Raw genomic sequence first — 24,419 nt, 5'->3', positions numbered from 1 at the left:
GCGAGCAGGCTCGCTCCCACAGAGTTCAGTGGTGTTCTTGTGAGCGTCAACGGCGGCGCATCAGGCCGATGAAGAACAACCCGCCGATGGCCGCCGTGGCGACGCCGATGGGCAAGTCCTCGGGGGCGATGAGGGTGCGGGCGGCGACGTCGACCCAGACCAGAAACACGCTGCCGAGCAACACGCACACCGGCAACAATCGCCGGTGTTCCGCCCCGACCAGGCGCCGCGCAATGTGCGGCACCATCAGCCCGACAAAGCCGATGGACCCGCTGATCGACACCAGCACCCCGGTCATCAGTGATGCAATCAAAAACACCCGCAACCGCACGGTGCGCGCATTGAGCCCCAGGGTCACCGCCGTCTGTTCGCCGGCCATCAACGCATTCAGCGGTCGGGCCATGCCCAGCAGCAACACCAACCCCAGCAACACGCTGGCTGCCGGCACCGCCAGTAATTCCCAACGCGCCAGCCCGAGCCCGCCGAGCATCCAGAACATCACCGCGGAACTGGCACGGTGATCGCCGAGAAACAGCAGCAGATTGGCAATCGCCATCATCACGAACGACACCGCCACGCCACACAGCAGCAACCGGTCACTGTCCAGTCGCCCATTGCGGTTGGCGATCATCAGTACCAGCAACATGCTCACCAGCGCGCCGATAAACGCGGCCATCGGTAAGGTCAGCAGGCCGACGATTTCACCGACATGCAGCACCACGATCACCGCGCCGAGGGTGGCACCCGAGGTCACGCCGAGCAGGTGCGGGTCGGCCAGTGGATTGCGCGTCACCGCTTGCAACACCGCGCCAATCAACGCCAACCCAGCGCCGACCAATGCACCGAGCAACATGCGCGGCACGCGGATCAGCCACACAATGTGCTCCTGCCCGGCGCTCCAGTTCACGTCGCCAACACCCAATGCCTTGTGCAGCAAAATCCGCCACACCACGTCCACCGGCACCCGCGCCGGGCCGAAGCCCAGCGACACCACGCACGAGACCAGTAACAACGCGCCGAGGGCCAGCAGCCACAACGCGTAACGATGGTTGATCATTCGCCGTGGAAACCTTTGGCCAGGGTTGCGACCGCCAACACGTTGTCGATGCCCGGCGTCGCCTGCACGTAGGGAATGATGATGAAGCGCTGGTGCTTGATCGCGTCCACTGATTGCAGCGCTTGATTGTTGAGCAGGAATTGCACCTTCTGTTCGGCGGTGACTTCGCCGTAGTCGACGATCACGATCACCTGCGGATTGCGCTCGACCACGTTCTCCCAGTTGACCCGGGTCCAGCTCGCGTCGACGTCATCGAGAATGTTGCGCCCGCCCGCCGCATCGATCAGCGCTTGCGGCATGCCGAGGCGGCCGGAGGTCATGGCGCGGTCTTCACCGCTGTCGTAAAGGAACACGCGCGGTTTGTCCGCCGGCAGGTCCTGGCGCACCTCGTCGACTTGCGCCTGCATCTGCGCGATCAAGGCGTTGGCGCGGTCCTGCACGTCGAAGATTTTGCCGAGGTTGCGCAGGTCGTTGTAGGTGTCTTCCAGGCTGGCGGCGGGGCGCCTCATCACGAACGCGCAGGACTCGGTCAGTTCATAGACGTTGATGCCCAGCGGTTGCAGGGTTTGCGGCGTCAGGTCTCCGCCCACGCGCATGCCGTAATCCCAACCGGCGAAGAAGAAATCGACGTTGGCGTTGAGCAGGGTTTCCACCGACGGGTACTTGGCCGCCAGCTCTGGCAAGCCGTCGAGGATGCTCTGCATCTCGGGCGTCACCGACTTCCAGCCAGTCACGCCGCTGTAACCGGCCATGCTCGGCTTGAGGCCGAGGGCGAGCATCATCTGGGTCATGTTGATGTCGTGGCTGACCGCGTGTTTCGGCGCGTGCTGGAAGGTGACTTCGCGATTGCAGCTTTGAATCGTCAACGGGTAATGAGTGGCCTCGGCCAATGCCTGGGCGCTGCCCAGCAACAGGGCGGCGCACAGCAGGGAACGCAAAGTCATGGTTGGGTTATCCAGGTGATTCGTGGGTAGCCGTGCAGGGGGTGTTCATCGATCAAGGCGTCGACGCCGAAGACGTTGCGCAGCAATGCCTCGGTGAGCACTTCCCGGGGTGTGCCGCTGGCGACGATGCGGCCGTGATTGATCACGTACAAGCGGTCACAGAAAGCAGCGGCGAGGTTGAGGTCGTGGATGCTCGCCAGGGTGCCGATTTGCAGGCGTTTGACCAGTTGCAGCAATTGGAGCTGATAGCGCGGGTCGAGGTGATTGGTCGGCTCGTCGAGGATCAGCAGTTGCGGTTGCTGGGCCAGGGCGCGGGCGAGGATCACGCGTTGTTTTTCGCCGCCGGAGAGGGTGGCGAAGGCGTGGTCTTCGAAGCCTTTTAGGCCTACCGATTCCAGCGCCTGGGTCACGAGGTTCCGGTCATCCAGGGTGTCGCCATCGAACAGGCCTTTGTGTGGCGTGCGGCCCATGGCGACAACTTCGTCGACGGTCAGGCCGAACGCGTCCGGGAATTCTTGCAGCACCACGGCGATGCGTTGCGCGCACCAGCGCGAGGACTGTTTCCAGACGTTTTGATGGTCGAGCCGGACCTCGCCGCTTTCGGGTTTGCTGAAGCGCCAGGCACACCGCAACAGGCTGGTCTTGCCGCTGCCATTGGGGCCGATCAACCCGACGAACTCACCGGCGGCCACGTGCAAGGAGGCATCACGCAGCTGCTACAGGGTCACGCAGCGCCATCGCGATACGGGTTCATGCAATTCCTGTAGGAGCCGAGCTTGCTCGCGATGGGGTCTTAGGGTCAGAGCGTCATTTTGCGTTACACAGTAACACTAAAAATGACCGCAAGATAAGCGCGGGGAGTCTACAGACCTCTCTAATCCGCGCATCTCGCCTGTTTCATGATGAAGATGAGACCGATTCAGTTTGCTGGTTTGAGATTCATTCAATCGCCAAAAGTTATGCCGGACTGTCATTTGTGACAGTAGACCGTGGTCCTCGCGAGCGTTAGCGTTAAATCTCTTCATGGGCAGAGAGATACTGATCATGCCGATCTTCACCATCACAACATTGGCCTGTGTGCTGGTTCTATGGAGCGCTGCCGCGGCCACTGCCGGACAAGACTGCATCAGCGCCTGGAAGCAGAATCCTGTTAGCCAAAGCTGCAAGGAGTACTCAAATGCTACCTCGCCAGATCAGGTCGTGCCGATGGTCATCGACCTGCAGAATGGCCAGTGTCGAATGACCGTTACTTGCGAGAATCAGTACGGTGGTGGCGTACCCAATCTGTCCCGGGACATCGACATGGACGCATTGAGTAGTGTCCACAATTGCAACGGCTACCTTCAGGTTGATCCTTGCTGAGGCGGGTAACTTGAACGGGGCCAGAGCGAGCACCAGCCCCTATTCCTCATGTTGCTTGCACGGTTCGGTATCCGTTCATTACTCAGACAACCGGGCCCGTTTCAGTTTGTCGAGTCAGGCGTGCCAGCAGCACCCGGTCCAGCGCCCAGACCACCACCATGGAAGCCCCCACCAGCGGAAACATCACGCCCAGTGCGAGCATGATGACCGTCGCGGTTTTCCACTTCGGCAGGTCGTGGCGCAGCGGTGGAACGCCGAACTTGCCTTGCGGACGGCGCTTCCACCAGATCACCACGCCGCTGACGGCGCTGAGCAGAATCATCAGGCAAATCAGCAGGACGATGATCTGGTTGACCACGCCGAACATCTTGCCTTCATGCAGCATCAYGCCGATTTCGGTGGCGCGGGCGACGGTGCCGTACTGTTCGAAACGCACATCGGCGAGGACTTCACCGCTGTATTGATCGACATGCAGCGTGGCGTCGTTGCGCGGGTCGTCGGCGAACACGGCGATGGTGAACACGCCCGTCGCGGTTTTCGGGAAGGTGATGCTGTAACCCGGCTCGACGTTGCGTTGCTCGGCGATGTCCTGCACGTCTTGCAGGCTGATGGTCGGTGCGGCGGGGCCGGCTTGCGTGCCGCCGTGGGCCATGTGTTGGGCGTGGTCGCCAGACATCGGCATCGGCGTGTTTTCCATCGCCCACGGCACGGTCTGGCGCGTGGCGGTGTTGAGGCTGCGGGCCTGTTCATCGGATTTGGGCACGTTGTCCCACATGGCGGCCGGGAACACGTTCCAGACGCCTGCGTATTTCTCTCCCCAGAAACCGGTCCAGGTCATGCCGCTGAGCAACATCACCAACAGCAACGACGCGCCCCAGAAACCGGTCACGGCGTGCAGGTCACGCCACAGCACACGACCGCGACTGCTCAGGCGCGGCCACAAAATGCCCGCTGCCTGGCCGCGCGGCCACCACAGGAACACACCAGACACCACCAGCACGATGCCCCAACCGGCGGCCATTTCGATCAGTCGATCACCGACGGTGCCGATCATCAGCTCGCCGTGAATCGCCCGTGCGATGGCTTGCAGGTTCTTCTTGGCGTCTTGCTCACCGAGGATGTCGCCGTGGTACGGATCAATGAACACGTTCAATTCGGTGCCGCCGTTGATCACGACGAATTGCGCACTGCGTTCGGCGTTGACCGGCGGCAGGTACTGTTTGATCGTTGCCTGTGGATAAGCCTCTTTCACGCGCTTGAGCAGGTCATCGGCGGACACGGTGTGGTGGCCGGCCGGGACGTTCATCAGGCTGCCGTACATCAACGGATCGAGTTGCGGTTTGAACAGGTAGAGAGTGCCGGTCAGGGCCAGCATCACCATAAAAGGCGCCACGAACAGACCGGCATAGAAATGCCAGCGCCAGGCCAGGTTGTAGAAATTCACTTTGGGCTGTTTCATCGGTTGTGCTCCGCTTGGCGTTTTAATTGTTTGTGAAAGATCGCAGCCTCGTTTCACTCGACAGCTCCTACAGGGGGTGCGCGTGGCGTAGCCTGCGATCTTTTACTTTTCTTGTTAGAAGCTCATGTCCACCTTGGTCCAGAGCGTTCGCCCCGGTTCTTTAATGGCTTGCGGGTCATTGGCCGGGTAGCCAAAACCGGCGTTGCCGGCCAGGTTCAAATGCTCGGCGTAGGCCTTGCCGAACAGGTTGTCGACGCCCGTGCTGACCTTCCAGTTCTGGTTGATCCGGTAGGCACCGTTGAGCGAGAACACGCCAAAACCCGGGGTCTTGCCGAAGTCCTTGCCGACCACATTGCCCTTGTTCAGGTCGATGCGGTTTTGCGCCGCGACCACGCGCCACAAGGCCCCGGCGCTCCAGTTGTCTTCGCTGTAGGTCAGGCCGAAACGCGCATCCAGTGGCGGCATTTGCGGCAGCGCGTTGCCGTCGCTGCTGTTCTTGCCCCAGGCGTAGGCCAGGGTGGCGTCGGTTTTCCAGTTGGACGTCAGTTGATACGCCGCACCGAGCTCGCCGCCCATGATTCGCGCGTCGATGTTCTGTGCCTGGGAGGTGGTGCCCATCATGGTCGGGGTGTAGTTGAACAGGATGTAGTCGTGCACTTTGCCGATGTAACCCGAGGCCCAGGCTTCGAGGTCTTGGTTTTTGTATTGCAGGCCGAAGTCGATCTGCGTGGTTTTCTCGGGCTTGATCGAATCGAAGGCATTCACCGAGCCGGCGGGGCCGTTCTTGGGTGAAAAGAGTTCCCAGTAATCCGGGAAACGCTCGGTGTGGCCGAGGCCCGCATACAGGGTGGTTGGGCTGTCAGCCAGGTCATGTTCATAACGCACGAAGCCGCTGGGCAGGGTGTCAGCGCGGGTGTCGTCGGCAGTCGGGTTGGGGCGCGTCATCATCCCCGAGCCGATGGTTTGCCGGTAATCCTTGACCGTCGCGCGATCCAGGCGTGCGCCGGTAATCAGCCGGTCACGGTCGGCGGCGTACCAGGTCAGTTCGCCGAAGACGCCGTAGTTGTGGAAGTCGGCGTCCTCGGTGTATGGCAGGTTTTTGTAGGTGTCGATGCCCATGCTGCCGCGCTGGCGGTGTTCGCTGGTTTGCGCGTCGATGCCGCTGATCAGCTGAATGTCGGCCCAGCGCCAGGTGCCTTTGATTCGTGCGCCGAGGGTTCGGCGGTCCACGTTCGACGCCATCGGCCCGGACATCATCCCGGTGCCGGAGGGCGTGCGCAGGGTGTAGTTGTCCATCACGTGGTCGGCGTAGTTGTAGTAAATCTGCGCCTCGACCTTGTCCAGCACGTCGCCGATGTTCGACTTCTCGAAACGCAGGCCCAGGCTTTCGCGCCTGAACTGCGAACCGTCCATGCCGCGCCCGGCGTAACGCGCTTCACCGTCGCCTTTGCCGGCGGTCAATTCCAGCAGTGTGTCGGCGTCCGGGGTCCAGCCGAGCACGACGTCACCGTTCCACTTGTCGTAGCGCGACGGCACGGTGTCGTTGTTGCCGTCGCGGTAGTCGTCGGAATGCGCGGTGTTGCCGATCACCCGCACGTACCCCAGCGAGCCACCGGCAGCGGCGTCCACTACTTTGTCGAAACGACCGTTGGAACCGCCCAATACGCTGGCGTTCACCCGCGAGCCGAGTTCGCCGAAGCTTTCCGGTTCACGGTCGAACAGGATGGTCCCGGCCGAAGCACCCGGGCCCCAGAGCACGGTTTGCGGGCCTTTGATGACGGTGAGTTTGTCATAGGTTTCCGGCGAAAGGTAGGAGGTGGGGGCATCCATCCGGCCGGGGCAGGCGCCGAGTAACTGGCCGCCGTTGGTGAGGATGTTCATCCGCGAGCCGAACATGCCGCGCAGCACCGGGTCGCCATTGGTGCCGCCGTTACGCACGAGGGCGAAGCCGGGGATGGTTTTCAGGTAGTCGGCACCGTCGCTGGCCGGCACGGGTTGGCGCGGGTCCTTGGGGTTGGTGACGATGGTCAGCGGTGAACTCGGGGCGATCGCGGTGATCACCGTCGGGCTCAGTTCTTCAGCGTGGCCGGCGTGTTCATTAGCCATCGCCATCGGGGTCAATAAGGCGCCACACAGCAATGCGGTGGCGTGCCTGAAACGAACACTGGATTCGTTCAGGGCGAAAGTTGCTTGGGCAGCGCTCAAGCGTGAGTCAGCAGAAAACCTGGACATGACAATTTCCATCGAACAGTCGTAAACGACACGGCCGGCAGCCTTTGGCTGTCTTCTAAACCGTGTGAAATCAGCGGTGGGGTGTTTACGCGACGACGGGTGGGGCGCGGGTTCGGGCGCCGGGGAAGACGGTTTGCCGGGCGTGGCCCAGGCGGGTGGACGGGGTGGTGAACGTGGGGGCTGGCGGGGTATCGAAGGCGGTAAACGAAACACCGCCGGTCAGCGCCGGGCAATTGAACAGCAGGCTGCAATAGCCGCATTTTTCCCAGATCGCGTGGTGCGACGTGGTAGGCGGGCAATGCTCGGCAGTGGGTTGCGCGCCGTGGTCGGCGTGCTCCATTGCCGACATATCCATGTCCATGCTCATGTCCATCGACATGTTCATGGTCATTGAAGAGGCGCGTTGATCCATCGGCATCGACTGAGAAATCAGCGGTCCGATAAAGATCATCAGCATGGCGAACAGGCTGATCCAGCTGCCGCGCGTCAGGCTCAAGGACTGACGACGTGACGCGGATGACTTGGCGCTAAGCGGGCGCATGGGCGTGTTCAGCTCAGTCGATTACTGGGCGTGGGCGTGCATCTGCGTATCTTCCTGTGGCTTCTTCTGCACCGCGACTTCGACGGTCACGTCACCGGCTTTTTCGAAGTGCATTGTCAGCGGGAAGTGTTTGCCATCGCTCAGCAGGCTGCGGTCTTTCAGGTTTACCAGCATCACGTGATAGGCCATCGGCGCAAACGTGACGTTGCCGCCGGCAGGGATGTCGACGCTCGGCACCTGCTGCATTTTCATCAGATCCTTTTGCATGATGTGTTCATGCAACTGGGCTTCGCCGGCAATGGGCGAGTCAACGCTGAGCAGTCGGTCAGCCGTTTTGCCTTTGTTGTCGATCACAAAATACGCAGCAACGGTCGGCGCGTTGGGCGGCAATTCTTGCGACCACGGATGAGCGATTTCCAGTTCGCCGACTTTATATTCGTGGGCATTGGCAAAGCAGGCAGGCAGCAGCAACGCGGCCAGAACGATGAGTTTGTTCAACATGGCAGTTCTCCAGAGCGATTCAAAACGCAGGTCAATTGCGAGAAGGAATCACACCAGAGGGGAAGCGCGGGGGTTGAGGCTGGGCCATTGCTGGCGCGGTGTAGGGGTATCGAGTGTGGTGGCGGGCAGGCTTCGATTGGATTCGAACTGCGCGAAGTACAACTGTGGTTCGTGCCCCGGCAACGCCACCAGTGGCGCGGAGCCCGAGCAGCACCAGCAATGCTGCATGTTGGAATGATCGTCGCCTTGTGGTGCTTTCTGCTCCAGCGTGCCTAGGGAAATCGCCACCATTTTGGTGCCGCTGGACGTGCAGAAACTGCCCCACAACAACTGCTCGGCCGGCGACTTCGCCGTTTGTGCCATCGCGTTGCTCATCGGCATGGCGAGCATGTTGAACAGCACTGCGAAGCAGGCGATCCAGGCAATTGCAAGCCGATGTCGGGACATGGGACAAATCCGGTTGAGTGGGCGATCAAGCGCGGCTATTTAGCCTGATCAGGGGCGATAAGTAAAAAAGCGGCGTGCGGTGTGGTGTCGCAGTGCCATGCATTTATAAATTTATGATAGTCGCGAATTTCAGATTGCCAGTGCCGTCCAGCGCCGATCACGAACTTTTTGTAGCAGCTGCCGAAGGCTGCGTCCGGCTGCGAAGCAGTCGTAAAATCAGGCACCTCGATTTTTCAGGTTAACCGTGGATGCAGGATTTACGACTGCTTCGCAGCCGGACGCAGGCTTCGCCAGCTGCTACGGGTCATGTGTTGATCTCAGCTGTCAGGGCGGCCAGCACGTCTGCCACCGCCCCAAACTCCCGATCAACCCCCGGCAACACCGGTCGCTTCAACACAATCACCGGCACCCCGCGCTCCCGTGCCACGTCCAGCTTCGGCTCGGTGGCGGTGCTGCCGCTGTTTTTGCTGATCAGCACATCGATCTGCCGACGTTCGAAGAGCTCGCGTTCATCGCCAAGCAGAAACGGCCCGCGTGCGCCGATCACTTCGCAGCGCTCGTTGCCGGGGTAAACGTCCAGCGCACGCAAGGTCCAGAATTGCTCCGGCGGGATTTCGTGCAGGTGCTGCAAGGGTTCGCGGCCGAGGGTGAACAGGGGGCGGTGGAAGGGTTTCAGGGCGTCGATCAGTTCGGCCCAGTCGCCGACTTCGCGCCAGTCATCCCCGGCCTGAGGTTGCCAGGCCGGACGGCGCAGTGCCCAGCAGGCGATGCCGGTCAACTGCGCGGCAGTGGCGGCGTTCTGGCTGATTTGTGCGGCGTAGGGATGGGTGGCGTCCAGCAGCAGGTCAATGCCTTCATCGCGAATGAACTGCGCCAGACCCTCCGCGCCGCCGTAGCCGCCGACGCGCACCTGGCAGGTCAAATCGCTCGGCACGCGACCCACGCCGGCCAGGCTATAGAGGTGTTGCGCCCCGAGGGTTCGAGCGATGGCCAGGGCTTCCGTCACGCCGCCGAGCAGCAAAATGCGCTTCATTGAAAAGCCCCCGCATGACCGACGATCCCGCCCTGGCGGTCGATGGCAAACACTTCGACCTGAACCTGCGCCGGCACCACGCTGCGAGCAAAATCCAGGGCGTGCTGGCACACCGCATCACCCAGCGCGATGCCTGCCGCGCTGGCCATGGCCAAGGCCTGCTGGCTGGTGTTGGCCTCGCGAATGGCCTGTTGCAGCGTTTCATCAGCGCCAACCGCCGCTGCCCATTCCGCCAGTTGCGGCAGGTCGATGCTGGAGTGCCGGCTGTGCAAATCCATGTGCCCGGCCGCCAGTTTGCTGATCTTGCCGAAGCCGCCGCACAGGCTGAGTTTATCCACAGGCACTTTGCGCAGGTGTTTGAGCACGGCGCCCACGAAGTCGCCCATTTCGATCAGGGCGATTTCCGGCAGGTCGTAGACCCGGCGCATGGTGTCTTCGCTGGCGTTGCCGGTGCACGCGGCGATGTGCAGGTAACCATTGGTTTTGGCGACGTCGATGCCTTGGTGGATCGAGGCGATATACGCCGCACAGGAGAACGGCCGGACGATGCCGCTGGTACCGAGAATCGAAAGCCCGCCAAGAATCCCCAGTCGTGGGTTCATGGTTTTCAGCGCCAGGGCTTCGCCGTCCTCGACATTAACGGTGACCTCGAAACCGCCGCTGTAACCGAACTCTTCGGCCAACAACCTCAGGTGATCGCTGATCATCTTGCGTGGCACTGGGTTGATCGCCGGCTCGCCGACGCCGAGCACCAGCCCAGGCCGAGTCACCGTGCCGACGCCGCGACCGGCGTTGAAGCGTATGCCCGGCTCGGCGCTCAGGCGCACTTGCGTAAACAGCAGGGCGCCGTGGGTCACGTCAGGGTCATCGCCGGCATCCTTGATCGTCCCGGCTTCGGCGCCGTCGTCCGTCAGGCGACAAAACTCCAGGCGCATCTGCACCTGCTTGCCCKTGGGCAAAACGATCTCTACCGCGTCAGCACTCATCCCGGCCAACAACAAGCGTGCGGCCGCCAGGCTGGTGGCGGTGGCGCAGCTGCCGGTGGTCAGGCCGCTGCGCAGCGGGGCGGGTTGCTCGGCGGTTTCGTCACGCATCGCAGGGCTTCGTCACGTCCAGCAAGGTAATCGGCAACGCCTGACGCCAGGTGTCGAACTCTCCCAGCGGCTGGGCCTGAGCAATGTGGATGCGGGTCAATTCACCGCCGTGCTGTTCGCGCCAGGCCATCAGGGTCATTTCACTTTGCAGCGTCACGGCGTTGGCAATCAGTCGCCCACCGGGTTTGAGTTGTGCCCAGCAGGTGTCGAGCACGCCTTCGCGGGTGACACCGCCACCGATGAAAATCGCGTCCGGGCGTTCGAGCCCGGCGAGCGCCTGTGGCGCACTGCCACGGATCAGCTGCAAGCCGGGAACGCCAAGGGCGTCGCGGTTCAATTCGATCAACTGTTGGCGGCCCGCATCGGCTTCGATCGCCAGTGCACGACAACCGGGGTGCGCGCGCATCCACTCGATGCCAATCGAGCCGCTGCCCGCGCCGACATCCCACAGCAGTTCACCGGGCACCGGCGCCAGGCGCGCGAGGGTGATGGCGCGAACGTCGCGCTTGGTCAGTTGCCCATCGTGCTTGAACGCAGAGTCTGGCAGCCCGGCCAGGCGCGAAAGACGCGGAGTGTTCGGTTCGGCGATGCACTCGATGGCGATCAGGTTCAGATCGGCGACCGTCGGATCATTCCAGTCATTGGCAACGCCTTCGATGCGCCGCTCGGCCTCACCGCCCAGATGCTCCAGCACCGTGAGGCGGCTCGGACCGAAACCGCGTTCACGCAGTAACCGGGCAATTACGGCAGGGCTGTGGCCGTCGTTGCTCAAGACCAGCAGGCGCACGCCGCTGGACAGATGGGCGTTCAGTGCGGCGACCGGGCGGGCCACCACCGACAGCGTCACGACCTCTTGCAARGGCCAGYCCATTCGCGCCGCCGCCAGCGAGCAGGAGGAGGGGGCGGGCAGAATCTGCATTTCAGCTGCCGGCACTTGCCGCGCCAGGCTGGCGCCGACGCCAAAGAACATCGGATCGCCGCTGGCCAGCACGCACACCGGCTCGCCTCGATGGGCCAACATCGGCTCCAGGGAAAAAGGACTCGGCCACAACTGCCGCTCGCCACGAATGCACACGGGCAACAAATCCAGTTGACGCTGACCGCCAATAATCCGCGAAGCACGCAGCAGCACGTGCCGGGCATTTCTGCCCAGGCCTTTGAAGCCGTCTTCACCGATTCCCACTACTGTCAGCCAGGGTGACATCTGCAGCCCTCAAAAATAGTTCGCAATCGGACAGTTCCGACGGGCAGGCTTTTCATGCCGCCTGACAAAGCAGGCATAATACCGCGCCTTCGCCCGCGAAGCGCCTTTCCCACAGAGCCGGTCGCCCCTTTGAACGAACGTCCGATGTCCACTGCCTTACGCCCCTCGGCTTGCCCGGGGTTGCTACGTATCGTTCAGGCATTGGATGGCGGTATCTGCCGGATCAAATTGAATGGCGGTTCGATCAGTGCCGCTCAGGCTGAGGCGGTGGCTTGTGCAGCCGAGCGCTTTGCTGGCGGTGTGATCGAGGCGACCAACCGCGCCAACCTGCAAATTCGCGGGATCGGTACGCAGCACGGGGCGTTGATCGACAGCCTGATGGCGGCCGGGCTGGGCCCGAGCACTGTCGCTGGCGATGATGTGCGCAACCTGATGCTCAGCCCGAGCGCCGGGATCGATCAGCACATGTTGATCGACACACGTCCGTTGGCCGGGCAGATTCTCGCCTCCCTGCAAAACCACGAACCCTTCCATGACCTCAGCGCCAAATTCGCCGTGCAACTCGATGGCGGCGAAGCCTTGGCCATGCTCGAACATCCGCATGACCTGTGGCTTTCTGCGGTCGAGTGGAACGGCGAACAGCGCTGGGCGTTTGGTCTGGCCGGTTGCCAGACAGACGTGCCCGTCAGTTCGGTGGCGCTGGATCAGGGCCATGCGCTGGTCGTTGCGGTGCTTGAAGTGTTTCTGGAGCGGGCGCGCCCGGATCAGACGCGCATGCGTCATTTGCTGGCCGAATGTCCGCTCGACGAGTTTCTCGCTTATCTGGCCGAACGCGTTCCGCTGATGCCCGTCACCGATTGGCAGCGCGACGCGAGTGCCGGCATCCTGCACATCGGCGCTCATCCGCAGCGTGACGCCGGGCAGGTGTATGTCGGCGCCGTACCGCCGCTGGGACGCCTCGACCCCGCCATGCTCCGGGGCGTCGCCCGACTGGCTCGGGAGAAGGGCGATGGCAGCGTGCGCTTTACCCCGTGGCAAAGCCTGTTGCTGCCCGCTGTCCAGCGCGTCGATGCGCCGTACGTTATCCACAGTCTTGAACAACTGGGCCTGCAATGCTCGGCCGATGATGCCTTGGCCCGACTGATTGCCTGCACCGGTTCGACCGGGTGCGGCAAAGGCCTGGCCGACACCAAGGGCGATGCCCGGCAACTGGCGGCGCTGCTGCAACGTCACGGGCATGCGTTGAACGTTCATCTGTCCGGTTGCACGCGTTCCTGCGCGGCGGCGCACCGGGCGCCGATCACCTTGCTGGCGGTTTCTGCCGGTCGCTACGACCTCTATTTTCGCGATGCAGCACAGCCCGGTTTCGGCGCGCTGCACGCCCGCAGTCTTACTATTGAAGCGGTCGCAGCCTTGCTCGACGACCGCTCACGGAGCCCCCTGGATGCTTGATTACATACGCGACGGTCAGGAGATCTATCGCAACTCCTTCGCGATCATTCGCGCCGAGGCCAACCTGGCACGAATCCCTGCCGACCTGGAGAAACTCGCGGTGCGCGTGATCCACGCCTGCGGCATGGTCGATGCCATCGACGGCTTGCAGTTTTCCGAAGGCGCGGGCAAGGCCGGGCGCGATGCGCTGGCGGCCGGTGCGCCGATTCTGTGCGACGCGCGGATGGTCAGCGAAGGCGTGACCCGCGCGCGCCTGCCAGCCAACAATCAGGTGATTTGCACACTGCGCGACGACAGCGTTCCAGAGCTTGCCCGCGAGTTGGGCAACACCCGCTCCGCCGCCGCGCTGGAACTGTGGCGCCCGCACCTGGAAGGCAGCGTCGTGGTCATCGGCAATGCGCCGACCGCGCTGTTCTATCTGCTGGAAATGCTCGACGCCGGCGCGCCAAAACCGGCCCTGATCCTCGGCTTCCCGGTGGGCTTCGTCGGCGCCGCCGAATCCAAGGCTGCGCTCGCCGCCGACAGTCGCGGCGTGCCGTTTGTCATCATGCAAGGCCGACTGGGTGGCAGTGCCATGGCCGCCGCCGCTGTTAATGCCCTCGCCACGGAGATCGAATGATGCAGCAACCTGGACGCTTGATTGGCCTGGGCGTCGGCCCCGGTGATCCGGAGTTGATTACCGTCAAAGCCCTGCGCCTGTTGCGCGAATCCCCGGTGGTGGCGTACTTCGTCGCCAAGGGCAAAAAGGGCAATGCCTTCGGCATCATCGAAGCGCATCTGCAAGACGCACAAACGCTGCTGCCGTTGGTGTACCCGGTAACCACCGAGGCATTGCCGGCACCGCTGTCCTATGAGCAAGTGATCAGCGATTTCTATGATGCGGCCGGCGAAGAACTCGCCGCGCATCTGGACGCGGGCCGTGACGTCGCGGTGATCTGCGAAGGTGATCCGTTCTTCTACGGCTCTTACATGTACCTGCACGATCGACTGGCCGAGCGCTATGAAGCCGAAGTCGTGCCGGGTGTCTGCTCGATGCTCGGCGGCGCTTCGGTGCTGGGCGCGCCGCTGGTGTACCGCAATCAGAGTTTGTCGGTGCTGTCCGGTGTGCTGCCTCACGACGACCTCAAGCGTCGGCTGGCCGATGCCGATGCGGCGGTGATCATGAAGCTGGGGCGCAATTTCCCCAAGGTCCGTCAGGTGCTCGAAGAACTCGGTCTGGCAGACCGCGCGCTGTACGTCGAACGCGCGACCATGGCCAATCAGAAAATAGTGCCGCTCAATGAGGTCGAGCCGATGTCCTCGCCGTACTTCTCGCTGATTATCGTGCCCGGCGAACGGTGGCAAGGCTGATGGCCCGTCCCGTTCCGGCGATTGTCATTCTGGGCAACGGCAGCCTTGCGACCGCGCGCAAGATTCAGCAGGTTTACCCCGGCGCATTGATCCACGGCCTGGCTGAACGGGTTGAAGGCGCAGACCGTGTCTATCACGAGTTCGGCGCAACCTTGCGTGAGTTCTATCAACAGGACACGCCGATCATCGCCCTGTGTGCGGCGGGCATTGTCATTCGCACGCTCGCACCGTTGTTGCTCGAAAAAGGCGCCGAGCCGCCGGTGCTGGCGGTGGCCGAAGACGGCAGCGCCGTGGTGCCGCTGCTCGGCGGGCTCGGTGGTGTGAACGTCATGGCCCGGGAGATCGCTGACGGTCTCGACGTTGCGGCAGCGATTACCACCAGCGGTGAATTGCGCTTTGGCACCTGCCTGCTCAATCCGCCAAGTGGTTACGCGTTGGGTGATCTGGAACTGGGTAAACGCTTTGTCTCGGATTTACTCGCCGGCCAGAGCGTGCGCATCGAAGGCGCGGCGCCATGGTTGGCGCAGGCGCAATTGCCCGAGGATCCGCAGGCGCAGTTGTCGATTCACGTTGGCAGTGCCGAGCGCCTGCCTGCGGCTAATGAATTGCTGATCTACCCGCGCAGCGTGCTGGTGGCGGTGAATGGCGATGTGGCGGAGCTGCCGAATGCGATTCGCGCGGCGCTGCATCAGGCGAACATCGCCGTGCAATCGCTGGCGTGCCTGGTGGCCAGCGAGCGGCACATGGCCAACCCGGCCTTGCGTGAAGCGGCGCTTGAACTGGGCGTGCCGCTGCGTTTTGCGACGTTCAGCGGCAGCGTCGGCGAACTGGCCCGCCACAGCGTGCCGGACGCTGCCGTCGTTTCGGCGGACTTGGGTCTTGCTATTGCAGTGGCCAGCCAACCGCTGGACCCCGCCCGCATCGGTCGTGCGCGCGGTCGTCTGGCGGTGATCGGCCTGGGCCCTGGCGCCGCCGAACTGATGGTGCCGGCGGTCAAGGCCGAACTGGCGCGTGCCAATGATGTGCTCGGTTATGAAACCTACGTGCGCATGGCCGGCCGGTTTCGCGACGATCAGGTGCTGCACTGCACCGATAACCGTGAGGAAATGCAGCGCGCTCGCCATGCGTTTGAACTGGCAGCCCAGGGGCGTTCGGTGGTGGTCGTCTCGTCCGGCGATCCCGGCGTGTTCGCCATGGCGGCCGCGGTGCTCGAAGCGCTACACGAATCGAATGAGCCCACATGGCACAGCGTTGATCTGGAGATCCTTCCGGGTGTTTCTGCTTCCCTGGCAACCGCGGCTCAGGCCGGCGCGCCGTTGGGGCACGACTTCTGCGTGATGTCCCTGTCGGACAACCTCAAGCCTTGGGCAATCATCGAGAAACGTCTGGACCTGGCGTCTCAGGCGGACCTGGCGCTGGCGTTCTACAACCCGATCTCCCGTTCGCGTCCCTGGCAGTTGGGGCGGGCACTGGAGATCGTCGCGCAACACCGCACCGCGCAAACGCCGGTGGTGTTGGGACGAGACATCGGGCGTCCGGGCCAGACCTTGCGCGTCACCACGCTGGGGCTATTGACCCCGGATCAAGTGGACATGCGCACGATGGTGCTGATCGGCTCCTCCACCACCTGTGTGTTCCCGCGTGCCGAGGGTGGCGAGTGGGTGTATACGCCGCGCTGGTATGGCGACAAGCCAACTTCATAACAGTCAGCGGCCTCATCCTGAGGCCGCACTCTATCGGCTGCTGTTTAATCAATATCAATCTCTTGCAACACTGTTATTAAAAGTGCGGCTGTAAGTTAATGTTTTTAATTGCCGGTGCGGCGGGTTGTTGTTGCGGTTTTCGCATTTCTGAATGTTTTGTTGGTAATCAATTGTCTGTTTTGTTTTTTGAGGCGAAAAATCAATTCGGTTAGTGTTGATTTAACGTTTTAATAAAATCGTCAATTGTTACTCTACAAGGAAGTGTGTTTATGCATGAGCAAGATAAGCGTCGTACTGATGGGTATGTAAGTTTCATCGATCTTTTCAAGTTGTCTGATCTTGAACAGGCATTACATGATCATAAAGGGACTGATGAATACGACGCGGTATTTCGCTATTACTTCGGTTGTATTGGTCAACTCGATTTTCCACGGATGCGTGCGCCACTCGGGCTGCTGATCCAGGCATTGGGGTCGTTTGCAAAACCCTCGAGGCGACGCCGACGTTCGGCGGAAGTAAAGGTGCCGGCGGAACCTGGTGAAGGTCAGTCCCCCACCCTGACGAACATTCTCAACCGCGTTGAAAGTTTTCAGGCGCGTTTGTCCAACAGTGTTAAACAATTAACGGTCGCCGCCACCGAAGTGCCGAAAAACCTGCACTTTGTATGGCTAGGCGGTGGCATTGGGGATATTCAGCGCGATTACATCAATGTCTGGAAACAGGCCCTCGCGGGGGAAGGCTATAACCTCAAACTCTGGTATGACAGTGACGCGTTGCTGGCCTACGAGACCAACCGGATTATTGTCGAGGCCGCCAAGGCTGATGCGATGATTAAGGGTGGGGCGACCAGCGAGACCGCGCTTGAACTGGGTGACAAGTACGAAGAGCGAGCGATTGTCCTCAAGCAACAGATGAGCGCGCATATCACCAACGCTGTAAGTCGCGGCGAGAAAGCCGACGATGCTCGCATTGATCTGCTGGTCCGCGCTTATGGGCAGCACGAAGCGCACTTGAAAGCCTTGAAGGTCAAAAACAGTGAGAGTCTTTCGGCACTGGTCGAGGGTGCTCTTGAACTTCGTGACCTGGCCAGCAAGGCCACACCGCTGCGCTTGCAGGCTATCTACGATCGAGAGATCAGCCTGCGCGGCAACTTTGCCGCGGCTTCCGATGTGGTCCGCGTCGAGGCCTTGATGGCTGAAGGAGGCAGTTACGCGGATGTCGATAACCTGCCGCCTCTTCCGAACATCCTGGGCGAGGTGGACATCAGCCAATTTGCCCCCGATGCGCGTCTGGGCGTCCTGCAATTGTTGCTGGATCACAATCCCGAATGGATGCCGGGTCGCCAGGCGCTGCGTAGCAGGTACACAAACTATGCCCAGGTGATTCCCGAGGAGCATCTTCCGGCGCTGGAACGTTTTGCCAAAAGTCATCCGGCGTTGAACAGCGTTTTTCGCCCGCCGGCAGAGCGTCTGGTGCGTCCGGACGGACTGCGAGCCGTCGCCGAACAAAGCAGTTTGAGTAATGCATTCATCATGGCTCATCCCGGGTCGGCGATGCTGAGCGCCGTGATCGAACGTTTCAGGCTCAACTATGAAATAGTCGATGCCACGACCCGGTTGGCCTTGCAGAGAAAGGTAGCGTTTATCGACGCCGAGGCCATGAGCGGTGTTGCGCGAGAGGTCGTCGAGAACAGATTCGGTTCCTTGGGCGAACTTCCGATGGAAGAAGAGTTGTCGCTCGCTTTTCTGACAGAAGCAGCCGCCACCTATTACAGCGACGGGATTCGCCCCCAGAGCGAAGTGACGATCTACCTGACCGGGCCGGCTGCGATACGTGATGCGGTCACCGCCTACGTCAGAATGCACTTCACCCCACAGGCGGCTGTAGCCTGGCGAGGCGACGTTGCCATTGCCCCCATCGCGACCGTCAACCGGTCGACCGAGGAGGAGCTGGATCACTCCTGGAAAGAGAACACGAGTGACACCTCCCAATGGCTCGCCAGTGAGCAAAAGCGCTGGCAGGAGGGGCGATTCAAAAACCGTTTCATGGGTGACATGGGGGAACTGCTCAAGTACCAGACCATTGATTTCGAGGAAGGCTGGCCGGTCATCGAGGGGCGCCATGTGTTGTCGACCGACCTGTTACAGCGCTTGGCTGATGAACTGGGTGAGCCGTTTCTGCAGGCGATGAATGAACAGCGCAGCGATGAGCTGACGTTTGAAAAGGCCGTGCCGTTGAGCTTTGATGACCGGCAATCGATCATCGCCCAGGACGGAAAAGCGCTGCCTCCGGCTTCGCTGAGCGACACAAAGACGCAACGTTTATCCATCGATGAAGCCTTGACCGCCATTGCCAGCGGCTCGCTCCTGACGGCGCAATTGAGCCCCGCGCAGCGACTCTTGCTCGGTGCTTTATTGGGCGCCAAGGCACTGGATAACCGTAGCTTCGAGGCGCTGAGTGCCGAACTCGATAACCTGGCCAACACCGTTCGCGAACTGGGCGTTTCGGGACGTTATGCGGCCATTGAGCGTCAACTCTTCAAACACAATTCGCCGGCCTTCCTGGCGGGAATGAATAGCGCTCCCGGCGAACCGCCAGCGTTCTTTGAGCACGCACTGGAACTCAAGAAAAATGCCCTCGCGCAACCGTTGACCTTGCGCCAATGGGGGCAGAACGTCGCCCGAATCCAAGAGGTCGCGAAGCTTGAATTTCGTGACCGGGTTGTCGAGCGAGTGGGGATTGTTCTGGAAAGTTTCCAGGCGGGTACGACGAAACTGGTGCCACAGGATTTGTTGTTACAGGGGGCCGGTGAGCGGGTGGGTGGCCGTTGTTATCCATTGGCACTGGCGATGGCCGCGGCGCTGGTACACAGCCCTGCCGCCGCCAATACCCTGCGCGAACGTTTCTACCTTGGGGTCATTGATCCAAAGGAAAACGACTCCGCGGTCTTTCTGAACGCGGTGGAAGAAATGCGCGGCGTGCAACTCAACGAGGTGGGTACCTCCCTCGCTCGTTCTGACGTGGCGCAGGTGGTGGCGCTACTGGAAACCAAGACGTCCACCAGCACCTTGATGCTCAACTCCAATAACCACTCGATGCTGGTGGCGAAAACCTTTGTCGGCGAGCGCGGCCTCTATCACTTCTACGATCCGAACTTCGGTGTGTTCGAGTTTGAGCAACCACTGCTGTTTCGCGAAGCGTTGGAGCAGTTCTTTCTGGAACATGAAATGGCCAAACAGTACGCCGCCTATGGCGACGCCTTGCGGCCAACGTTTGACCTGATCGAGGTGGACGGTACACGCCTGTCCGAAACGGCGTTGCCTTCCGGTATTCGTGTGTCGGAATTGCTGCAACCCGGCCCGTTGAAGGAGCAGACATTGCCTGCACTCAGGCAGCGCCTGGCCAGTGCTCACGGCGACTCGCTGATGAGTAATCCGCGTCTGGGCAGCAGTCTGTTGGAACTCGACAGCTATGGCTGGAGCCAGCAGATACGCGAGGCGACCACTGAGCTTCTGGAAAAAAATCAGCTGGCGCAGAGGCTTGTCCCGTTATTCGAGACGTTGGAAATTACCCCGGTCGGCGAGTATCGCTTGAGCCTGATCGATCCCGAAAAGCCCGAGCACCTGGTACAAGTCATCACTAACGATCAGCGCTTGCTGCGCATCAAAACCTATTTGTCAGAGCAATTCTCGACGCTGGCGACAAAACCCCGGGCGCCGGTCAATGAGCTGGACCCGACGGGCGCCGGCAGCGTCCATACCTTGAACGCAGGGTTCACCATCCAGGCGCTGATGAACGCGTTGCGCAACCAGGAAGGTGCTGGAAAACCGTTGACGATGGCCGTTCGGTTGCACGCTTACGTCAATTACGCGCAGTTGGTACATGGCAATGCGGTCGATGTTCTTGGGCTGGTCAAACTGGTGCGACAAGCGCTGGCTGAAGAGAAGGTGATCGCTCAAACCTGTGCGCCGGTGGTGAGCGAGGCCTTGGGCCATGTCGCCAATGAAGGCGTGGGTGCGGTGTTGGGCCTGGCCAACGCAGGTTTCGATATCTATCAGTTATCCACGGCCGAAAACGACGTCGAGCGCGCGCAATACGGTACTCAACTGGCATTCGATTCCGCCAGCGTAATGCTGGCAGGGGCCGGAATTGGTGCCGGGGTGGTGGGGGCGAGTACAGCGGCCGCGGTGCTGGGTGGTGCCGGTGTGATTCTGGGTGGCCTGGCGATTGGTGCGGCAGCGCTCGCACAAGGTTTTGCCGTGATTGCCGAAGAGGTCAAACAAGTCGGATTGTTTTTTGACGGGTTGGAACGTGCGCATCGCGAAGGCGGTTATCGGTTCGATGAGGCCGCCAGCGCGTGGCTGCCTCAATCGGCCCTGGTCTTCCAGACGTTGGACCTGAAGGCCCGCACCCTGGCGTTCGGCAGCCCTGAACTGTTCCCCCTGCGTGATCATTTCGGGGTCCCTGACTTTGATGTGGATTACGAGCGAACGATTGATATTCGTCGTGAACTCGGTTTGCCAGGGCGCGCCGCGTTTGCACCCGCTGCGGGTCAGGCCATCGTGCTGCCGTGCACGCCTAAAACGGTTTACGGCTATGAATACAAATGGCTGCCCTTTTCGACACTGCGCCACAGCGTCGGGTTTGATACGGCGCGTCGCCTCGAGAAGAGGACACCGGATGGCACGCGTCTGTTTCTGTTCTCGTTCTATTCGTTTCCCGGTGACTACATTGTCTATCGCCTGAGCCCGGTCTATCAGCCCACGATGATCAATGTTCGGCTGGACGCAATCGCACGCACGCTGGTGGTGCCTGCGCTGCCGACATCGTGGCACGACAAGATCACTTATAAAATCGAAGGCGCAGGGGCGAACTGCTCGCTGGTGCTCAATCCCGGGGTGAAGATCGAACTGGAGTCGCCGAGCCAGGAGGCCTCGCGTTGGTTGCTGCAAGCCTCGTGGGCGAAGGAAAGCGATGTTCGAGTGGAGCGTTTTGGCGAACTCTTTATTGGTTCAATCAACGTTGAGTTGAGCGGCAGGGGACGCAATGAAGTCCTGATAAAAATCGGCAAGGATCAAGTGTTCAAGGTCGACTTCACCCAGTTGACGTTGATGGTTATCGAGCAGGACGCGACCCCGGGCATGGATGCCCAGGCATTGCAGGATCACTTCAAGACGTTGGCCCGAGCGCATCGCCTGGGCATGCCCTACACGCCGGTACATCAGTTTCCGGTCCCGTTCGAAAAACCCGATGAACCCAGGTTTACGACCGCCTGGTATGACTCGGCTGTCGATCGCTTTCTGTATTTTCGTGATGATGATCCGGGGGAGGCCGATGGGGCATTATTGGGCGCGGTGGTCGATGGGTATGCGTATTTCTATCACCCGCTGAATTACCTTGTCTGGCAAGTCAACGCAGTGACTGGCCTGCTCCACCGACGTTACCGGCTGTTGCTCGCCGAGGCTGCCGATAGCCTCATTACCCACTGCCAGGAAGCGACACATGGGGTAATCACTATCGTGCAGACGGTCACTCGTATAGACCGGACGGTGGATGAGTTTGTCTACCAGCTGCATGACGGCGAACTGTTCTTGAGTTCGATGACGCGCGACCTGGACCCGACGCTGGCAGCGGTCGTGAGCAAGTGCGAGACACTCGGCGACTGGGCTCAGGTATTGGGAGGGCATGTTGTGTTTGCGCCTGTGCCGGCAAACGGTGTGGTAACCACTGTCGACTGGCAGCCAGCGGCGTACGTCTCGATTTGCTGGAAGGTGGATTCGACGCTGCGCGACCTGGCCTGGATTCGCCGCAGTGACCGCCTGATTGTCCGCCCTGCCGCGCCGCGACACCGGGAGCGAGGCTGGCCGGATTCCATCAAAAATCTCAAAGAGCTCACGCTTGTCCCGCCCACGAATAATGAGGGGGATGTGTTCGTCGTCTACGACAAGGCTGCCGGGCATCTGTCACGCCAGCAACGAATCAACGGGGCCTGGTCTGTTGAACAGATTGAACCCGAAGGGCTGGTGAATGTGGTTGCCATTGAAGAGGAATATCTGGCGCTGACAGATAAAGGTCTGTTTTTCAATGTGACTACCGACGGTCGCCTGCAGTTGGGTGGGGTGACCGATGACTGGCTCAAGGATCGAGCACGTTGGTGGCTGGCGCTGGACAGCGTGGCCGACCAATACCCCGTCGCGAGTTTTGCCATCGTGGGCTTGAGCCACTTGCACGACCATGCCCGGTTAAGCGCCTGGTACGTGAACGATCGGCTGCTGTTATCCGATCTGGGACGTGGCGAGGAAGTACGCTTGCTGAGCGTTACGCCGGACAGCAGCGCAGCCTGGTTGCTGGCGCTGTCCACCGGTGAAATTTACCGTCAGGGCTTTATCGATCCTGTGCAACTCGACAGTGCATTTGGCCAGGATTTGCAATTGTTGCAGGCCGGCGTGATACCGGCACCGGTGCGAGAGTGGGGGCCCTGGCGGTTTGCCGAAGTAACAGCAGCAGGCGCAGGACTTCGCGCTACGACGCTTGAAGGGATCAACGTGGAGTTGCGCTATCAGGAGTCGGTGTTGATCACGGGCGTTGATAGCCAATGGGTGGCTGTTCAGACCGCGCCGTTGCAAGACGGTCTCAAGAGGCTGGTCGAAAACCACCGGCACGCGGCGTTCCTTGCGGTTGAGGCACCCGACAGCCTGCAATGGTATGTGTCTGAAACCGGCCGATTGATTCGGGTTTCGAAAGCTTCGAATACCGACGACTTCGAACTGTTGGGGACACAGCAGCAAATCAATGTGTTGCTTCATGAGCGCAAGGACGGGCTGCTGCATACCTACCCGGGCAAGGAGCAGGCCGGCCCCGTGCGTTATGTTCAGCGCAATGCTGAAGTGCTGACCCTCGAAGGGCAGATGACCGTCAGTGACCTGATGCCGTTGATTCCCGACGACGTGCACACGTTGGTCCTTCGACTGGGCCAGGGGGCCGTTACTTACTGCTTGTCGAAGGCTGTGTGGTTCAGGTTGGAGTCGGTCGTTGTCGATTGCCGGGCACTACCGGGACGTGAGGCGTCAATTCCCGGCAAGTTGATCTGGGCGCTGGACAACACGGAGAAACTGACGCTGAGCAAGGTTCAGGAACACTTGGTCATTGTCGATCCCGACTGTGGGCACAGCCTGATCTTTCGCGACGTGTTCTCGGCGGACGTCACCTTGCAGGGCGAAGTGTTCCTGGCCGTAGAAGGGTATCGATCCTTTGCCGTGTCCGCGTTGGTGAAAGCGTTGCTGATCAAGCTCGGTAACGAGGACAACGTCTTGTTGAGCGAGGTTGTACCGGATCAGCGAATCGATCTGCCGACCGCAGAGGAGGTTTCGGGCAACGGGTTGAGCTGAGTCCGGTTGACACAAGGCCGCAGGTTTTTTCGACTCTGCGGCCTTGAAGGTCAGGGCACCAGGTAGCCCTTCACCCCGGTAAAGATGATTTGCGCGGCCAGTGCGCAGACGAACAACCCCATTAGCCGGCTGACGATCTGCAACCCCTGATCGCCAAGAATCCTCTCGATGTGGTTGGACAGATAAAGCACGACGCCCACGGTGAAACTGGCCAGGGCAATACTGAGAATCGCCGTGAGTTTGTCGTCCCAATGCGGCTGGCCGATGCCCATCACCAGCAATGCACCGATGGTACCGGGGCCGACTGTCAGGGGAATGGTCAGCGGGACGATGGTCACGTCCTGCTGCACGTTGTCGGTTTGCACCGCCGACTTGCCTTGGGCCATGCCCAGCGCCGAAATGAACAACACGCTGCCGGCACCGATGCGGAACGCGTCCACGGTGATGCCGAACACAGTGAAAATCACCCGCCCGAACAAGTACAGCAAGACGCTCGACACCAGCGTGGCGATGGCCACTTTCCAGGCCAGGCGTCGTTGTTCTTTGCGCGAGTAACCGCGAGTCAAGCTGATGAAGCAGGACAACACGAAGAATGGGCTGTAGAGCACCAGCATCTTCAGGTAAACGCTGAATAACTCTTGGAGCATGGTGC

General features: G+C 61.1%; 18 protein-coding genes. 6 read left to right on the top strand and 12 right to left on the bottom strand.

Annotated features, from left to right (window positions below):
- Positions 1-46: 46 nt before the first annotated feature.
- Genes AC1D2P_RS17185 through AC1D2P_RS17175 form a run of 3 tightly spaced genes read right to left on the bottom strand, consistent with a single transcriptional unit; the run spans position 47 to position 2,714 of the window.
- Positions 47-1,057, bottom strand: a complete 1,011-nt coding sequence (locus tag AC1D2P_RS17185) for a FecCD family ABC transporter permease (RefSeq protein WP_109785480.1) — start codon at positions 1,055-1,057, stop codon at positions 47-49.
- Positions 1,054-2,001, bottom strand: a complete 948-nt coding sequence (locus AC1D2P_RS17180) for an ABC transporter substrate-binding protein (RefSeq protein ID WP_109785481.1) — start codon at positions 1,999-2,001, stop codon at positions 1,054-1,056. Before AC1D2P_RS17180 ends, AC1D2P_RS17185 begins: the two co-directional genes overlap by 4 nt.
- A complete protein-coding gene (locus AC1D2P_RS17175) occupies positions 1,998-2,714 on the bottom strand; it encodes an ABC transporter ATP-binding protein (protein WP_477811524.1) in 717 nt (238 codons plus the stop codon). The genes AC1D2P_RS17180 and AC1D2P_RS17175 overlap by 4 nt, the downstream gene beginning before the upstream one ends.
- Positions 2,715-3,045: 331 nt before the next feature.
- Between AC1D2P_RS17175 and AC1D2P_RS17170 the strand changes: the two genes are divergently transcribed.
- Entirely contained in the window at positions 3,046-3,363 is a 318-nt protein-coding gene (locus tag AC1D2P_RS17170; protein ID WP_077432408.1) for a hypothetical protein, read from the top strand.
- A gap of 82 nt (positions 3,364-3,445) precedes the next feature.
- On the opposite strand, the gene AC1D2P_RS17165 is transcribed toward AC1D2P_RS17170, so the two are convergent.
- The 8 genes from AC1D2P_RS17165 to cbiE all read right to left on the bottom strand — a co-directional run bounded on the left by AC1D2P_RS17165 (position 3,446) and on the right by cbiE (position 11,874).
- Positions 3,446-4,822 (bottom strand): PepSY-associated TM helix domain-containing protein, encoded by a 1,377-nt coding sequence (locus AC1D2P_RS17165; RefSeq protein ID WP_477811522.1) that lies wholly within the window; start codon positions 4,820-4,822, stop codon positions 3,446-3,448.
- Between the two features lie 114 nt (positions 4,823-4,936).
- On the bottom strand, positions 4,937-7,054 hold the full coding sequence (locus AC1D2P_RS17160) for a TonB-dependent copper receptor (RefSeq protein ID WP_109785484.1): 2,118 nt from the start codon (positions 7,052-7,054) through the stop codon (positions 4,937-4,939).
- Between the two features lie 85 nt (positions 7,055-7,139).
- A complete protein-coding gene (locus AC1D2P_RS17155; RefSeq protein ID WP_109785485.1) occupies positions 7,140-7,595 on the bottom strand; it encodes a DUF2946 domain-containing protein in 456 nt (151 codons plus the stop codon).
- Between the two features lie 21 nt (positions 7,596-7,616).
- On the bottom strand, positions 7,617-8,096 hold the full coding sequence (locus AC1D2P_RS17150) for a copper chaperone PCu(A)C (protein ID WP_077432412.1): 480 nt from the start codon (positions 8,094-8,096) through the stop codon (positions 7,617-7,619).
- A gap of 48 nt (positions 8,097-8,144) precedes the next feature.
- On the bottom strand, positions 8,145-8,543 hold the full coding sequence (locus AC1D2P_RS17145; RefSeq protein WP_109785486.1) for a DUF2946 domain-containing protein: 399 nt from the start codon (positions 8,541-8,543) through the stop codon (positions 8,145-8,147).
- A gap of 304 nt (positions 8,544-8,847) precedes the next feature.
- On the bottom strand, positions 8,848-9,576 hold the full coding sequence (locus AC1D2P_RS17140; protein WP_109785487.1) for a cobalt-precorrin-6A reductase: 729 nt from the start codon (positions 9,574-9,576) through the stop codon (positions 8,848-8,850).
- The gene (locus AC1D2P_RS17135; protein WP_477811521.1) at positions 9,573-10,670 is read right to left on the bottom strand and encodes a cobalt-precorrin-5B (C(1))-methyltransferase; all 1,098 of its coding nucleotides are present in this window, start codon (positions 10,668-10,670) and stop codon (positions 9,573-9,575) included. Before AC1D2P_RS17135 ends, AC1D2P_RS17140 begins: the two co-directional genes overlap by 4 nt.
- A complete protein-coding gene (gene cbiE, locus AC1D2P_RS17130; protein ID WP_477811520.1) occupies positions 10,663-11,874 on the bottom strand; it encodes a precorrin-6y C5,15-methyltransferase (decarboxylating) subunit CbiE in 1,212 nt (403 codons plus the stop codon). Before cbiE ends, AC1D2P_RS17135 begins: the two co-directional genes overlap by 8 nt.
- Positions 11,875-12,018: 144 nt before the next feature.
- Here cbiE and cobG point away from each other — a divergent pair, with 144 nt between their 5' ends.
- From cobG to AC1D2P_RS17105, 5 genes are all read left to right on the top strand, one after another.
- Positions 12,019-13,326 carry a precorrin-3B synthase gene (gene cobG, locus AC1D2P_RS17125; RefSeq protein WP_477758040.1) on the top strand — a complete coding sequence of 436 codons (1,308 nt, stop codon included), beginning with the start codon at positions 12,019-12,021 and terminating at the stop codon, positions 13,324-13,326.
- Positions 13,319-13,945 (top strand): precorrin-8X methylmutase, encoded by a 627-nt coding sequence (locus tag AC1D2P_RS17120; RefSeq protein WP_046033007.1) that lies wholly within the window; start codon positions 13,319-13,321, stop codon positions 13,943-13,945. The genes cobG and AC1D2P_RS17120 overlap by 8 nt, the downstream gene beginning before the upstream one ends.
- Positions 13,945-14,676 (top strand): precorrin-2 C(20)-methyltransferase, encoded by a 732-nt coding sequence (locus AC1D2P_RS17115; RefSeq protein WP_046033006.1) that lies wholly within the window; start codon positions 13,945-13,947, stop codon positions 14,674-14,676. Before AC1D2P_RS17120 ends, AC1D2P_RS17115 begins: the two co-directional genes overlap by 1 nt.
- Positions 14,676-16,379, top strand: coding sequence for a precorrin-3B C(17)-methyltransferase (gene cobJ, locus AC1D2P_RS17110; RefSeq protein WP_477758041.1), 1,704 nt, complete (start codon positions 14,676-14,678; stop codon positions 16,377-16,379). The genes AC1D2P_RS17115 and cobJ overlap by 1 nt, the downstream gene beginning before the upstream one ends.
- A gap of 269 nt (positions 16,380-16,648) precedes the next feature.
- On the top strand, positions 16,649-23,767 hold the full coding sequence (locus tag AC1D2P_RS17105) for a TcdA/TcdB pore-forming domain-containing protein (RefSeq protein ID WP_477758042.1): 7,119 nt from the start codon (positions 16,649-16,651) through the stop codon (positions 23,765-23,767).
- Positions 23,768-23,817: 50 nt separating this feature from the next.
- Here AC1D2P_RS17105 and AC1D2P_RS17100 read toward each other — a convergent pair whose 3' ends face one another.
- Positions 23,818-24,414 carry a MarC family protein gene (locus AC1D2P_RS17100; RefSeq protein ID WP_046033003.1) on the bottom strand — a complete coding sequence of 199 codons (597 nt, stop codon included), beginning with the start codon at positions 24,412-24,414 and terminating at the stop codon, positions 23,818-23,820.
- Between the last annotated feature and the right edge of the window lie 5 nt (positions 24,415-24,419).

This window comes from Pseudomonas sp. P1_F1_2 (assembly GCF_056405815.1).
The sequence above is the reverse complement of the archived record's forward strand: the minus strand, read 5'-3'. Positions and strand labels throughout refer to the sequence as shown.

Excerpts from the sequence above, each read along its gene's own strand:
- AC1D2P_RS17160 (WP_109785484.1), bottom strand. The coding sequence starts at position 7,054 with ATGTCCAGGTTTTCTGCTGACTCACGCTTGAGCGCTGCCCAAGCAACT.
- AC1D2P_RS17100 (WP_046033003.1), bottom strand. The coding sequence starts at position 24,414 with ATGCTCCAAGAGTTATTCAGCGTTTACCTGAAGATGCTGGTGCTCTAC.
- AC1D2P_RS17145 (WP_109785486.1), bottom strand. The coding sequence starts at position 8,543 with ATGTCCCGACATCGGCTTGCAATTGCCTGGATCGCCTGCTTCGCAGTG.
- AC1D2P_RS17115 (WP_046033006.1), top strand. The coding sequence starts at position 13,945 with ATGCAGCAACCTGGACGCTTGATTGGCCTGGGCGTCGGCCCCGGTGAT.
- AC1D2P_RS17185 (WP_109785480.1), bottom strand. The coding sequence starts at position 1,057 with ATGATCAACCATCGTTACGCGTTGTGGCTGCTGGCCCTCGGCGCGTTG.
- AC1D2P_RS17150 (WP_077432412.1), bottom strand. The coding sequence starts at position 8,096 with ATGTTGAACAAACTCATCGTTCTGGCCGCGTTGCTGCTGCCTGCCTGC.
- cobJ (WP_477758041.1), top strand. The coding sequence starts at position 14,676 with ATGGCCCGTCCCGTTCCGGCGATTGTCATTCTGGGCAACGGCAGCCTT.
- AC1D2P_RS17170 (WP_077432408.1), top strand. The coding sequence starts at position 3,046 with ATGCCGATCTTCACCATCACAACATTGGCCTGTGTGCTGGTTCTATGG.
- AC1D2P_RS17105 (WP_477758042.1), top strand. The coding sequence starts at position 16,649 with ATGCATGAGCAAGATAAGCGTCGTACTGATGGGTATGTAAGTTTCATC.
- AC1D2P_RS17180 (WP_109785481.1), bottom strand. The coding sequence starts at position 2,001 with ATGACTTTGCGTTCCCTGCTGTGCGCCGCCCTGTTGCTGGGCAGCGCC.
- AC1D2P_RS17120 (WP_046033007.1), top strand. The coding sequence starts at position 13,319 with ATGCTTGATTACATACGCGACGGTCAGGAGATCTATCGCAACTCCTTC.
- AC1D2P_RS17140 (WP_109785487.1), bottom strand. The coding sequence starts at position 9,576 with ATGAAGCGCATTTTGCTGCTCGGCGGCGTGACGGAAGCCCTGGCCATC.
- cobG (WP_477758040.1), top strand. The coding sequence starts at position 12,019 with ATGTCCACTGCCTTACGCCCCTCGGCTTGCCCGGGGTTGCTACGTATC.
- AC1D2P_RS17155 (WP_109785485.1), bottom strand. The coding sequence starts at position 7,595 with ATGCGCCCGCTTAGCGCCAAGTCATCCGCGTCACGTCGTCAGTCCTTG.